Genomic DNA, 13642 nt, shown 5'->3' with positions numbered 1-13642 from the left:
ACAATGAATCTATTTTGTTTTTGTTAGTAAAATCAGGTCAATTAATCGGGATGAATAGCCAATTTCGTTATCATACCAGCCAACAACTTTTACCATTTTATCAATGACAGAAGTCAGTTGCGCATCAAATAAACAAGAATTAGTATTGCCTATTATATCAACAGAAACTATCGGGTCTTCTGTATAATCTAATATTCCTTTTAAATAAGTATTTGAGGCTTTTTCAAAAGCGGCGTTGATTTCTTCGATAGTTACGGCGCGTTTTACGTTGAACGTAATGTCGGTTAACGAACCATCCGGAACAGGTACTCGAATTCCACAACCTCCGATTTTTTCATGCAATTTAGGAAAAATTTTCGTTAATGCCTTAGCTGCACCTGTAGTTGTAGGAACAATCGACTGACTTGCTCCTCTTGCACGACGTAAATCCTTATGCGGTTGGTCGTGAAGACTTTGATCTGTAGTGTACGAATGTATTGTTGTAATGTACGCTTGCTCGATTCCGCATAATTCATCAATGATTTTAATCATTGGTGCGGCATTATTAGTAGTACAGCTTGCATTTGAAATTATAGTTTCAGTTCCGTCCAGAATACTTTCATTTACTCCTAGAACTACCGTTTTTATAGTATCTACTTCAGATGGAGCAGAAAGAATTACTTTTTTTGCTCCTGCTATAAGGTGCGCATTTAATTCTTCGTGCGTTTTATACTTTCCTGTAGACTCAACTACAAAATCAATATTGTGACTTTTCCAATCTAAATTTGAGATACTCTTTTCATGAAAAAACAAATAATGCTTTCCGTCAATAATAATGCTTTCGTCATCATGACTAACTTTAAACGGCAATACACCATGAATACTGTCGTATTTTATTAAATGCGACATGGTTTTAGTATCAGCGATGTCATTGATGGCAACGACTTCAATTTCAGGGTGGTTTAAAAGAAGACGAAATAAATTTCGGCCAATTCTTCCAAAACCGTTAATAGCAATTCTAGTTTTCAATGCGTGATGATGTGTTTAATCGGTGATTTGTTTAATCGTTAAATCGTTAAATCGTTAAATCGTTAATTTGTTTATTTCTGATTGAAAAATTAAAAAATTGAAAGATTGAATAAAACAATCTTTCAATTTTCGATTTAGTTAATCAACCGATTTAACGATTAAACAAATTAACGATTCAACACTTTTTATAAAATGTGTTTCTGAGCTTTATATGAAGAACGAACAAGAGGTCCGCTTTCTACATGGCGGAAGCCTAATTCTAAACCAAATTTTTCATATTTGGCAAATTGCTCCGGTGTAATAAATTCTTTTACAGGTAAATGTTTCTTACTTGGCTGCAGGTATTGACCAATCGTAACAACATCAACATTTGCATTGCGTAAATCTGTCATAGTCTGAAAAACTTCTTCTTCTGTTTCACCAAGACCCAACATGATTCCGGATTTTGTTCTGTTGATTCCTTTTTCTTTCAGGTATCTTAAAACTTCAAGACTACGATCGTATTTTGCCTGAATACGTACTTCACGTGTTAAACGGCGAACCGTTTCAACGTTGTGTGAAACTACTTCAGGATTTGCTTCTACAATTCGGTCAAGGTTTCTTTCCATTCCCTGAAAATCAGGAATCAGCGTTTCAAGAGTAGTATTCGGATTCATTCTTCGGATAGCCTTAACGGTTTCAATCCAGATTATCGAACCTCCATCTTTTAAATCATCTCTGTCAACACTTGTGATAACAGCATGTTTAATGTTCATGATTTTTATAGAACGCGCCACTTTTTCCGGCTCGTCCCAATCTACCGTTTCCGGTCTTCCGGTTTTTACACCGCAAAATCCGCAAGAACGTGTACAAACATTTCCTAAAATCATAAAAGTAGCCGTTCCTTCGCCCCAGCATTCTCCCATATTTGGGCAGCTTCCTGAGGTACAAATAGTGTTTAGGCTGTATTTATCTACTAAACCTCTAAGTTCAGTGTATTTTTGTCCAATAGGAAGTTTAACCTTTAACCATTTAGGTTTTCCCGTTGGTATATTTTCAATGACTGTTTCCATATATCAAAATTCAAAACACAAAGATAAGGAATGTAGTTTATTTGATGATTCGTTTAAGATTTAATTTGATGATAGAACGATTCTATCTTCTAATGCAAATTTATGTTGATGTGATTAAAATGTTAAAAATATGGTTTTAATGAAATGATTTTGCTTAATTTTTTACGTTTCTGTTGTGTGCATAAAATACTAGAGTAGAATTGTTATATCTGCTTGATTTTAACTCATTTAAATTTTATATCTTTAATTGTTAAAAAAATGATTCAAATGGTACAAAATCGTCGTTTTGTTCGTAGTACATTTGTTGATAAACAGTAAATGGTAAAAAACATGAAAAAGAAATTTATAGTATTAGGAGTTTTATTTGCGACTTTTGGAATAACGAGTGTAAATGCACAAATTAATTTTGGTGAAAAAGCAATAGGCGCAGTTCAAAAAGGAGTAGCAGGTTTTACATTAAGTAATGCCGATGCTGCAGCATTGTCTAAAGAAGCTGTTGTAAAATTAGATGCTGAAAATGAAGTAGCGGGACCTACAGATCCTTACACTTTAAGATTGAACAGACTTTTTGGTAAACATACAGCAGGAGAAGGATATACTTTAAACTACAAAGTGTATAAAGTTAAAGATGTAAATGCTTTTGCAACAGCAGACGGAAGTGTTCGTGTATATTCTGGTCTAATGGACATCATGGACGATAATGAATTACTTGCTGTAATTGGCCATGAAATTGGTCACGTTGCCAACAACGATTCAAGAGATGCTATGCGTGCCGCGTATCAAAAAGAAGCTTTGATTGATGGAGTTGCTTCACAATCTACAAAGATTTCTGCTGTTACTGATAGTCAGTTAGGAAAAATTGGAAGTGCTTTGATCGATAGTAAACACAGTAGAAAGCAAGAAGCTGAGGCCGATTTGTTTTCGTATGATTTTATGAAAAAGAATGGCTATAATGTAAATGCCGAAGAATCTGCATTTAGAATTTTAGCAAAAATGAGCGAAGGAGCAGAAGCATCTTTTATTGAAAAAATGATGAGTTCGCATCCTGATTCTAAACAAAGAGCAGAAGATGCTAAAGCAAGAGCAGAGAAAGACGGTATGTATAAGCCGTATGTTCAGCAAAAGATTGTAAATACAGCTCCAGTAGTTACGAAAACGACGACAACTAAAAAGACAACTACGACTAAAAAAACAACAACTAAAAAGAAATAGTTTTTTAAGAGTCATTGATCCTCAAAAGATTAATGTAGGATTAATTAAAATAAAAGCACAAATTTTAAAAAGCAGTAAACGTAAGTTTACTGCTTTTTTTGTTGAATGAAGTTCATTTTTCTTTTACGTTAGCCATACCCACTTTCCGGTATTTTTAAAAAATCACGGAAAGTGGGTATTGTGGACATGGTTATTTAAAGATATAATTGTAAGAATAAAACACAATAACTTACAAATTATATTTATTATGAATTTCGATTTTGATTTTGATGAGCATGGAACGGGGAGTTGTTTTCGTAATAATAATTCAGACAAAGACTTAGGGCAGTTTAAATCCTATGGTGCTTACAATGCAGCTTTACTACGGTTAGTAGATTTTGACGGACGAACGCCATTTGATTGGTACAGAAATAAAGAAACAGGTGAAATAATCTGGCTCGACGGACACGCCAAAATTGATCATTACAAAAATCTCGGTCATACGTGGGGGAAAACATTTCTCAATGGTGACAGATTGTTGCTGGATGGCGACACCAAACAAATTACTTATAACGGAGAGATTCTTTATAATTTTCAGAAAAAATCTACTAAATTAGGCGGAGGATATGCATTTGCAGACGGAGGCTTCAGTCAAAATCCAGACTCATTAATGAGAGGAGGAAGATATGTTACGTGGATTGATTTTGGAGGCGCATTATTCGCTCTAATCGCCATACTCGGTTTTGAAGTAAAAGGCAGTTCTTCAAACGGAAAAGGAACAAATGGAGGAAAACCTACAAAGGATGATAAAATGAATGATGCTATTACATCTGCTGATAATTTTGCAAATTTTATAAAAGAAGTAAAACCAGCAGCAGAAGAAGCATTTAGAAAAAGCGAAGTAAAAGACCAAACAGAAATGGTAAATGTTTTTACAGATCCTAATGATCCAAATAAAAATGTACAAGTAAGAAGAGATATTTATGAATCTCAACAAAAAAACAAATAAATGAAAAGCAAATTTTTAATAATACTCATAGTATCGGGACTAATTGCTGTATTTCTCTATTTTAGAGATGAGAAGGTATACGCCTTAAAAAAATATAACGCTGAAGGTCAATTATTGCGTACAAATGAATATGTGTTAAGAAACGGCGATACAATTTTTCATGGGAAATTTACACGTTATAATGAAAAAGGAATTAAAATTTCCGAAGGTAAATTTGTTGATAATGAACCAAATGGAAATTGCTTTTATTATTATGATAATGGTAAGTTGGAATCTGTGTTTTATAGAAAAAATAGCGAGATAAATTTAGAATGCACGTATTATAATCAAAATGGATTAATGGACAAATATATTATGTGCGATAGTCTTGGAAAAACAGCTTTCATCATTAAATTTAATGACAAAGTAGTGAAGATGTATGATGGCTATTCAATTTGGCCAATTGACCAATATAAACTTGTAAATAATAAACAATACGGAATTAAAACGGTTGATATTCTAAAAATTGGTGATACTATACGCTACAATTACTTAGTAGCCAATATTCCCTATGCAAAAAGAACTTTTAAAATAGAAACTGTTGGTGCTGATAATTCAAAAGCAAAAAGAATTATTAAAAGTAAATTACCAACAGAGATTATTGTTGAGGAAGTTTTAACTAAAAAAGGACTTAATAGAATTCAAATAGTAGCTCAATACCAGTTTGAGGATAAAGTAACTCCGACTCTAAACAAGGTTGTTTCTTTTGATGTATATGTAAACTGATATACTTGTGCGTAAAGAAATTCGATAAAGATTTAAAAACAAAACCCGACAAGTTTCAAAATTTGTCGGGTTTGTTGTTTTTTGTATTAACCTAAAACGTGAAATGCCAGTACTTTTTGTACATCATACACGTTTACAGATTTATTAAATTGTTTTACAATGCTTGGCTGTAATTCGCTTGAAACCCAAATTTTTAATTCTGCATCCAGATCAAAAGTTCCGGCAGTTTCAACGCTAAAGCGGGTAATGCTTTTGTAAGCAATCGATTTGTATTCTGTTTTGCTTCCTGTTAATCCTTGTACATCAACAAGAATTAATCTTTTGTTCGTAAAAATAAAAGTATCACGGATTAACTTAAAACCCATTTCGAACACTTCGTTTTCCGTTAATAATTGCTCGTATTTTTTAGTTAAATCTTCTTGGCTTACCGAACCTGCGTTCCCAAGAATAGCTGAAAATATTCCCATTTTTGTAGTTTTTAATTATAATAAAAATCTTCCTAATCTTTTAGTGTTCTGTAAATGTACTAGATTTAGTCGGTTTATTCTAGAGGTTATGAAAAGATTATAAAGCGTTTTTTAACTAAAGAGCATAAAAAAAAGCAGAACCTAAATTCTGCTTTTGTATTTTTATTTTTTTATTGTAATTCTGTTTTTACTGTTATTGGCAGATTGTAGGCTGTTCTTACCGGTTCTCCGTTTAGAACACCTGGAATCCATTTTGTTCTTAGTGATTTCAAGACGCGAATAGCTTCTTTTCCCATTCCGTAACCCGGATCGTTTACAACTTTAATATCTGTAATAGAACCATCTTTTTCAATTACAAAAGAAACATAAACCTTAAGAATTTTTTCAGCATCTAATTCTGGTCTTGCAAAATTGTTTCCAACGTAAGTATAAAATTTAGTTATTCCGCCTGGGAATTCCGGCATTTTATCCAATACTCTAGGAGAATAAGGGCCAGTAGGCTTATCTACAGGTAAAATATTCTCTCCGCCGCCGCTTACTTGTGGTGGCGTATTAAGATTGTCTCCAGTTCCTTCAGGATTATTTGTTGTTGGCGTATTATCCTTGTTCGTTGCAATTACAGAAGTTGTAGCGTCTGCTGTTTTAGCTACAACTGGATTTGTCAATTGTACACTGGTAGATGCTGGTGCTGCTTCTTCAACTCTTGGAGGAGGTAAAATTGGATCTTGTTTCTTGGGCTCGACAATATGGTCAAGGTTAACCAATACAAGTGGATCACTAGGAGCTAAAGTTATGCCTGGTACATTTTCTGCTTTGAATTTATTCAATAACATAGATGCGCTTCCAAGGCCGGTAACTAATAATACTCCTAAAAATAATGCTGTAACAGATGTTTTTGAACTTTCCTGACGCAATTGGTAAGCTCCATACTCTTTGTTTTTGTTTTCGAAGACAAGATCGGTCCACTTGGTTTCGTAGATACTTGATTTAGACATAATTTAAGGGGGTTTTAAGGTTAAGTAAAATTAAATCATAAGCCAAATGGAATTAGTTTAGTTGATAACTAATAATTTCGAAAAGAACGTTGGGTGTGCGGAATGTTTAAGTTTTTAAGAGTTAATAGAATTATATCTTATTGTATAGCTAAAGATAATGAATTATCTATTACGTTCGATGATTTCTGCTAATAATTTTTTAGCGCGGAGTAATTTTACTTTTACATTGCTTAAAGGCTCATTTATTTTGAGTGCAATTTCCTGATAAGTCATTTCCTGAAAGTAGCGAAGTTGAATAACTTCCTGGTAGTGGGGTTTTAATTCTTTGATGCATTGCAAGAGTCTTGATAGGTTTTGCTCTTTGATTAATGCATCTTCGGCAGACAGAGAAGTGTCTGCAATATTATAGGCTTGCTGATCTTCAGCGTCAGTAATTTCAATAAAAAGATTGGTTTTCTTTTTGCGAAGTAAATCGATGTACACATTCTTTGCAATGGCAATTAACCAGGTGTTGAACTGAAATTCAGGATTGTAAGATCCTATTTTGTCAAAAGCCTTAGAGAATGTTTCTATGGTAATGTCTTCTGCAGTCGTTTCATTTTCAGTACGTTTCAGCATAAAGCTGTATACCTCGTTCCAGTAAAAATCTAATAAAAAAGTAAAGGCGATCTGATCGCCTTTTTTTGCTTTTTCTATTTTAGAGTTTATTTCCAATGTACAGGTTTTGAAAAGATATTAGTTATAAAGATATTGATTTGCGTGAATATAAGTACTATCTCAACAATAGGAAACCATATTCTCAAATCTCTTTCTTTCAATTTTCCGGCAGAAACCCCCATTACAATCCATGCAATAGTGTATCGTGTAGCCAGTAAAGCCAATACAAAGATCCATTGAAATTGTAAAGACAATAAAAGAATAACTAATAAAAAGAAAAATAATTGTGAAGTATAAAAAATACTTAATTGCATTTTATCAAAAAACTTATAATGATTTGCCGTAGTAGCGTGTCTTCTTTTTTGTGTAAACCACTCGCTATATGACTTTTTAGGTCTTGAGTATGTAAAACTATCAGGATGATAAGCAATGGCTGTATTGTTTTTATTAGCTGCTTGGTTTACAAATAAATCATCATCACCGGAGCGAACCTGAATGTGTTCTATAAAACCATTTACATTAAAAAACTCTTCTTTTTTATACGCGAGATTTCTGCCAACTCCCATGTAAGGTAATCCTATTTTTGCCCATGAAAAATATTGAACAGCCGTTAGGATAGTTTCAAAACGAATTACTTTGTTAAGTAAAGAACGCTCAATTCTCTCATAACCTCCATATCCCAATATAATCGTTTTTTCCTCCGTAAATTGAGATGACATAGCTGTAATCCAGTCTTTTGATGTAGGATAACAATCAGCATCCGTAAACAAAAGATATTCTTTTTTTGAAGCTTTAATTCCTAAAGTTAAAGCATATTTTTTATTACCCCAAAAGGCTTCGTTGTTCTCTACCTTTACAAGTCTGATGTTGTCGTATTTTTGCTCAAATTCTTCAAAAACTTCCAGTGTTTCATCACTTGAAGCATCATCGATTAAAACAATTTCAAAATCAGGATAATCTTGTTCTGCTAATAGCGGAATGTAGTTCTTTACGTTGTTCTCTTCATTCTTGGCACAAACAATTACCGATACCGGAACTTTTTGTTTCTCAATGGTTTGAGGTTTGCCAAAAGCAAACTTCCCAAAAATCCCCAGATAATAAGAAAGTTGTACGACAACAATAGCGATAAAAAAGTAAAAAGTAATTGTAAGCATCTGATTTTAATGTCTTTTAATTCCTGAATATTGCGAGTGCAAATGTACTTATGAATTCTTAATTTTTGATAATTTTAACTAATTTACTTTCGGCATTTACCCATTTCTTTTGCAACTGCAATAGCCATAGGGTTTTCTGTTTTCTCTAGCTCTGTAATTATATTGCTATAATTGTGGTCATCCCTGTTTTGAGAGAGTTTTTTGGTAGCCTGAATTTCATCAATTTCAATTTCAAAACCAAAGATTCCTCTTGCTTCACGCATTGTTTTTGCTGATAAATCTTCAACACGAACAGGGTTTTCAGAACCGGCTTCGTATTTGTCGACTAATTTTTTTAGCTGCTCTATTGCAGTAGCTTCATCAATAATTTTGATTCGCCCGTAAACATGTACGGCTATGTAATTCCACGTAGGTACATTTTCATGATCGTACCAGGAAGAGGAAATATAAGAATGCGGACCAGAGAATACAGCCAGAACCTGATCGTTTTCTGCAAAACCGTCTGCTTGCGGATTCAGTTTTGAAATATGTCCCTGCAAAATTTCTTTTCCATCAGCATTTACTTCAAGTTCAATCGGAATATGTGTTGCACACAATCTTCCATTGGTCTGATTAATCAGAATGCCAAAACTGTTTTCTTTCAAAAAAGTTCTGATTGATTCCGGATCTTCGTCTTTGTAAATTTTTGGTGTATACATTTTTTTGTTATTTAAATCAAAGATTTTCCAAAACATATCGCTTCGGGACGATCCTTATATTTTCCATAATTAGAAATTACTTTATATCCTTGCTTTTGATAAAAAGAAACTGCTTCGTCATTTTTCAGTCGTGTTTCTAAAACCAGATTAGTGTAACCTATGATTTTTGCTTTATCCTCTAAAAATGATAAAATCATCTTTCCAATTCTCTTTCGTGGAAGTTTAGAATACATTCGTTTAACTTCTGCAACATTTTCATCAATCGGTCTAATGGCACCACAACCTACAATTTCATTATCTTGCACTGCAACAGCAAATACAAACTTAGAATTGTCATTTTCCCAGTCTGTAAAAGAATTTTTGCCATCACTTCCAAAACGAACAAACAAATTTGAAGACAATTCGTCGATAATTGACGATGCTTTTTCATCGTTTGGACTTATAATTTCTATGGAAATGTTTTCGGTCATTTATATCTTTATAGTCTGAAAATTTATTGCTTTTAAATCACATTTACTTCAGCTTCGATATGAATACCAAAGGTTTCAAAAACAGTTTTTTGTACTTCTTTTGAAACGGCTAAAATTTCTTGTCCAGTTGCGTTTCCGTAATTTACCAGAACTAAAGCCTGATTTTTATGAACGCCGGCATCGCCAAAACGTTTTCCTTTAAAACCTGCCTGCTCAATAAGCCAGCCAGCCGGAACTTTTACTTCAGTCGCAGAAACCTCATAAAATTTCATTTCAGGGAATTTATGATGTATCGGTTCAAAATCAGTTTTTAATAGAATTGGATTTTTAAAAAAGCTTCCGCTGTTTCCTAATTCTTTAGGATCAGGTAATTTGCTTTGTCTAATCGTAATTACAGCATTACTAACATCTTTTAAAGAGGGTTCAGTAATGTTATTCTTGGCTAATTCAGCCAAAATATCTCCGTACGAGGTATTGATTTTATGATTGCGTTTCGTCAGTTTGTAAATAACGGATGTAATAATATATTGATCCTTAACTTCATTTTTAAAAATACTTTCACGGTATCCAAAATTACATTCTTCATTCGTGAATGTTTTTAATTCCAGGGAGTCAATATTTATTGCTTCACACGAAACAAAAGTATCTTTGATTTCAGTTCCGTAAGCACCAATATTCTGAACGGGTGTTGTACCAACATTACCGGGAATAAGCGACATATTTTCTAAACCGCCAAAATTTTGCTCAATCGTATAAAGAACGAAATCATGCCAGGTTTCTCCTGCCTGACTTTCGACCCAGACAAAATCATCATCTTCTTTAATTACTTTTTTCCCTTTTAAATCGATATGAATAACCAAAGCATCAATATCTTTAGTTAAAAGCATATTGCTTCCGCCTCCTAAAATAAATTTTTTCTCGTTTTTATTTTCTTCTAAAATTGTTTTTAATTCTTTAACAGAGTGCACAGCAACAAATTGTTTAGCATTGGCTTCGATGCCAAACGTATTGAATTTTTTTAAAGAAAAATTGGATTGGATTTCCATATATAAAAGGCTTTTTGTCGAATTAATTCTGGTTTCAAAAGTAAGGATTATAATTTATTTGGATTGATTTTTATAAAATATCAGCAAACAAAATTGTTAAAATAACCGCAACTGACATTAAGTAAATTTTTGATGAGGTTTTATTGAAGAGCTGCAATAAATTGCTGCATTTCCTTCATCGTGCCAATCGTTATTCTGGTCCATTTTCCGTTAGATTCATAAATTTTAGTTCCCATTATATTATGATCCGTCAATTGTTTAAAATAATCTTTTTTATAATTGTCAAGCGAAAAGTAAATGAAGTTGGTAAAAGAAGGAATGCAGGTCAAACCAAGCTTAGTAAGTTGTTCAATTGTATATTTTTTTACTTCTTCATTTAAAGTAAATACTTTTTGAACAAATTTTTCATCCTGTAATGATGCCATTGCACCTGCACTTGTTACTGTGGCAATAGACAGATTTGGAGATGATTTTAAAGCTGAAAGTTCCTCAATAGTTGAAGAGGAGGCAAGGGCGTAACCAATTCGTGCGCCGGCTAAACCATGCATTTTGGAAAAGGTTTTAGTGATAATCAAGTTTTTGTTGTCTGTTATTAAAGCACTCAAGGATTCTTCTTTTGTAAAATCAATATAAGCTTCATCGACGAAAACTAGCGTTTTTTTGGTAGCCTCATTTATAAACGATATTAATTTTTCGCGTTCGCATATTGTTCCCGTTGGGTTATTGGGATTGCAGAGGTAAACCATTTTGGTATCTGCATCAATTGCTTGTAACATTGCCGTTAAATTATGTTTTTTGTCTTTAGTGAGCGGAATGCTTATTTTTTTGATGCCTAGTTTTTCAGCAGGGTAAGTCCAGTAATCAAAAGTCGTTTCGGCTATTACAAAATTTCCCTTTTTTAAGGCAACGTATTGAAGAACCAAATCCAAGATTTCAGTTGATCCTGCTCCTAACAAAACATTCTGATCTGAAACTTTATTGGTTTTAGCAATAGCAGTCACAAGTTCTGATGCAATATTCCAGCCATATCGATTGCTTAAGCTGATGCTTTTTGACATGGCGCTTATCGCAAGTGGCGAAGGTCCGTACGGATTTTCATTAGACCTTAACAATATAGGAGCGTTGTCTATATTGGGCAGAAAATATTCTTGTGTTGGTTTTTTCTCGAAAGCTTCAAGTTGATAAACACTTAAACCTACAACACCTAAACCTATTTGTTTTAACCAATTTCTTCTGTTATTCATGACCTTAGTAATTAAATGAAACAATGGAACAGTTAATATGTCGGCAAAATAAGAAAAAAGTTACGTTTTGATTCTTTTTTAAAGATTAAAGATTTCTGGAATCTAATAACGTGTGGTATTTATCTGCAATCAGCTTCATGTTAGTCTTATAATTAGCATTGGCTTCAACAAATTTTCTGTTTTCTAGGATTGCATTATTTCGGGATTCAGCATTTTCAAAAGACCAAATCAATTCTTCGGCAAGTATTTCGATATTATCAATTTCAATAAGCTGACCATTTTTTCGGTGTGTAATCCAGCTTTGATTTCCCGGAATATTCGAAACGATAGGATAACAATTACAAGCCATCGCTTCAAACAAAGATGCTGAAACGCCTTCGGTAATAGGCATGCTAATGTAAATATTTGCTTGTTGCAATAAAGCAGGAAGATCAGTATTTGGAATTCGTCCTGTAAAAATCACTTTGTTTTCGATTTTCAAGTCTTTGGCTAACTCTTTTAAAAAATTTAATCGGGTTCCGTCACCAACGATTGTTAGCGAAAAATCAATTCCTTTTTGATGTAGAATGGCAAACGATTTCAGAATAGAATCATGACGGTATTCAGGTTGCAGCGATCGTGTTACAATGGCTTCAATTTTGGTAGAAAAGCTAGTTGAAGGAGCGAAAAGCGATAAGTTAATTCCTTTTGGCAGCACTAGAACTTTATTCATATCAACTCCAATTTCCTTCATTGAAATCGTCATAACAGGTCCCCAAGCGTGAATTAAATGTGCTTTTTTGAACGCGTATTTCTGAATAAACTTTTTAAACGGATATAAAACAGAACCTTCTGGCCATAAATCAGTTCGTCCTTGTTGTGCGACGGCAATGGTTTTTGAACCTGACAAAGCCGCCAGAAATCCGTAACTGGTGGTACGTTCCGCAATGACCATATCCGGTTTTTGCTGATGTACTATTTTCCGAATCGCGAAAGGAGCAAATCCGTATTCTAAAATGCGTTTGAATCGGTTTAGTTTTGAATTACTTGGTGTTTGCAGTTCCCAAGTAATAATGTCAAAATTGCCAAACTCTTTCAGACCATTCATCCACGTAATAGCATCAGCACGATAAGATTCTCCCAGAAAAAGTATTTTCCTTTTCATTAAATAAAAATATTTTTTTAGAACTCTTCCTCTGTTTCCAGAGCGCGATTGATGAATTCGTTTAACGGTTTTAGTGCAATCAGCTTTTGACTCATTTTCGAAACAAAATCTTTTTGCGTTACTTCAGCAATATCGAATTTTTGACTTGTTGTAAAGCTTTTCAATTTTAAAAACTCGATAGCGGGATGGTCTTTTTCGTAACCTCTTGGTGGGTTTTTAAGTGAATTGTTATCATCGATATCAAAATTCTTGAATTCTTTTTTGAAATGTTTATCAGCAAGAATAGCTTCCAGATCGTCATGGAAAAAAGCAATTTCTTTACGAACTTTTTTTAACTGGTCAGCATCGGGAGAATAAAATCCTCCGGCGATAAAACTGGCTCCTTTTTCGATGTGCACGTAATACCCGGATCTGTTTTGACCTTTTGCACCAGATGAAAGCCAAACACCTAAATGCGCTTTGTATGGCGATTTGTCTTTAGAAAAACGAATATCACGATTGATTCTGAACGTACAATTTTTAACCTCTAATAATTCTAATGAAGGATCAAGTGGTTTCATTGCATCCAAAAAATCACTTACCAATTGATGGTAATCTTTTTTAAAGACTTCGTAACGTTTTTTGTTTTCCTGAAACCAATCACGATTGTTGTTTTTCTTTAAATCGTCTAAAAATTGCAATGATTCTTTCGTTAGCATATTCAGTTGTTATTGCAGTTGCATATTAAGTATTGTTGGTACTA

Annotated in this window: 15 protein-coding genes; 3 read left to right on the top strand and 12 right to left on the bottom strand. The window is 33.4% G+C overall.

The genetic code is table 11. The annotated features are described in order from the left end of the window. Positions 1–9: 9 nt before the first annotated feature. Together gap and lipA are read right to left on the bottom strand one after the other, a co-directional pair. Positions 10–1008, bottom strand: a complete 999-nt coding sequence (gene gap, locus B0A66_RS09525) for a type I glyceraldehyde-3-phosphate dehydrogenase (protein ID WP_089049626.1) — start codon at positions 1006–1008, stop codon at positions 10–12. Between the two features lie 185 nt (positions 1009–1193). Further along, complete coding sequence (gene lipA / locus B0A66_RS09520) at positions 1194–2060, bottom strand: lipoyl synthase (RefSeq protein WP_089049625.1); 867 nt, start codon at positions 2058–2060, stop codon at positions 1194–1196. A gap of 330 nt (positions 2061–2390) precedes the next feature. Between lipA and B0A66_RS09515 the strand changes: the two genes are divergently transcribed. From B0A66_RS09515 to B0A66_RS09505, 3 genes are all read left to right on the top strand, one after another. Next, entirely contained in the window at positions 2391–3272 is an 882-nt protein-coding gene (locus B0A66_RS09515; protein ID WP_089049671.1) for a M48 family metalloprotease, read from the top strand. A gap of 247 nt (positions 3273–3519) precedes the next feature. Further along, positions 3520–4260, top strand: coding sequence for a hypothetical protein (locus B0A66_RS09510; protein ID WP_089049624.1), 741 nt, complete (start codon positions 3520–3522; stop codon positions 4258–4260). Further along, positions 4261–5025 carry a toxin-antitoxin system YwqK family antitoxin gene (locus tag B0A66_RS09505; RefSeq protein WP_089049623.1) on the top strand — a complete coding sequence of 255 codons (765 nt, stop codon included), beginning with the start codon at positions 4261–4263 and terminating at the stop codon, positions 5023–5025. 86 nt (positions 5026–5111) lie between these two features. Here B0A66_RS09505 and B0A66_RS09500 read toward each other — a convergent pair whose 3' ends face one another. The 10 genes from B0A66_RS09500 to B0A66_RS09455 all read right to left on the bottom strand — a co-directional run bounded on the left by B0A66_RS09500 (position 5112) and on the right by B0A66_RS09455 (position 13598). Continuing rightward, positions 5112–5492: a PH domain-containing protein gene (locus tag B0A66_RS09500; RefSeq protein WP_089049622.1), complete on the bottom strand. Its 381-nt coding sequence runs from the start codon at positions 5490–5492 to the stop codon at positions 5112–5114. Positions 5493–5662: 170 nt separating this feature from the next. After that, positions 5663–6487 (bottom strand): energy transducer TonB, encoded by an 825-nt coding sequence (locus B0A66_RS09495; RefSeq protein ID WP_089049621.1) that lies wholly within the window; start codon positions 6485–6487, stop codon positions 5663–5665. 162 nt (positions 6488–6649) lie between these two features. Then, positions 6650–7201, bottom strand: coding sequence for an RNA polymerase sigma factor (locus B0A66_RS09490; RefSeq protein WP_089049620.1), 552 nt, complete (start codon positions 7199–7201; stop codon positions 6650–6652). Further along, entirely contained in the window at positions 7192–8298 is a 1107-nt protein-coding gene (locus tag B0A66_RS09485; RefSeq protein WP_089049619.1) for a glycosyltransferase, read from the bottom strand. Before B0A66_RS09485 ends, B0A66_RS09490 begins: the two co-directional genes overlap by 10 nt. An 83-nt stretch (positions 8299–8381) precedes the next feature. Continuing rightward, a complete protein-coding gene (locus tag B0A66_RS09480; RefSeq protein WP_089049670.1) occupies positions 8382–8996 on the bottom strand; it encodes an FMN-binding negative transcriptional regulator in 615 nt (204 codons plus the stop codon). Between the two features lie 11 nt (positions 8997–9007). Continuing rightward, positions 9008–9466 carry a GNAT family N-acetyltransferase gene (locus B0A66_RS09475; RefSeq protein ID WP_089049618.1) on the bottom strand — a complete coding sequence of 153 codons (459 nt, stop codon included), beginning with the start codon at positions 9464–9466 and terminating at the stop codon, positions 9008–9010. Positions 9467–9498: 32 nt separating this feature from the next. Beyond that, a complete protein-coding gene (gene murB / locus B0A66_RS09470; RefSeq protein WP_089049617.1) occupies positions 9499–10512 on the bottom strand; it encodes a UDP-N-acetylmuramate dehydrogenase in 1014 nt (337 codons plus the stop codon). Positions 10513–10652: 140 nt separating this feature from the next. After that, a complete protein-coding gene (locus B0A66_RS09465; RefSeq protein ID WP_089049616.1) occupies positions 10653–11756 on the bottom strand; it encodes a pyridoxal phosphate-dependent aminotransferase in 1104 nt (367 codons plus the stop codon). A gap of 85 nt (positions 11757–11841) precedes the next feature. Further along, on the bottom strand, positions 11842–12900 hold the full coding sequence (locus B0A66_RS09460) for a glycosyltransferase (protein WP_089049615.1): 1059 nt from the start codon (positions 12898–12900) through the stop codon (positions 11842–11844). Positions 12901–12917: 17 nt separating this feature from the next. Further along, positions 12918–13598, bottom strand: coding sequence for a DUF2461 domain-containing protein (locus tag B0A66_RS09455; protein ID WP_089049614.1), 681 nt, complete (start codon positions 13596–13598; stop codon positions 12918–12920). Positions 13599–13642 lie beyond the last annotated feature (44 nt).

Source organism: Flavobacterium hercynium (assembly GCF_002217285.1).
In the GTDB taxonomy this organism is placed as follows: domain Bacteria; phylum Bacteroidota; class Bacteroidia; order Flavobacteriales; family Flavobacteriaceae; genus Flavobacterium; species Flavobacterium hercynium.
Note: the sequence above shows the minus strand (reverse complement) of the source record. Positions and strands in the feature narration are given on the sequence as shown.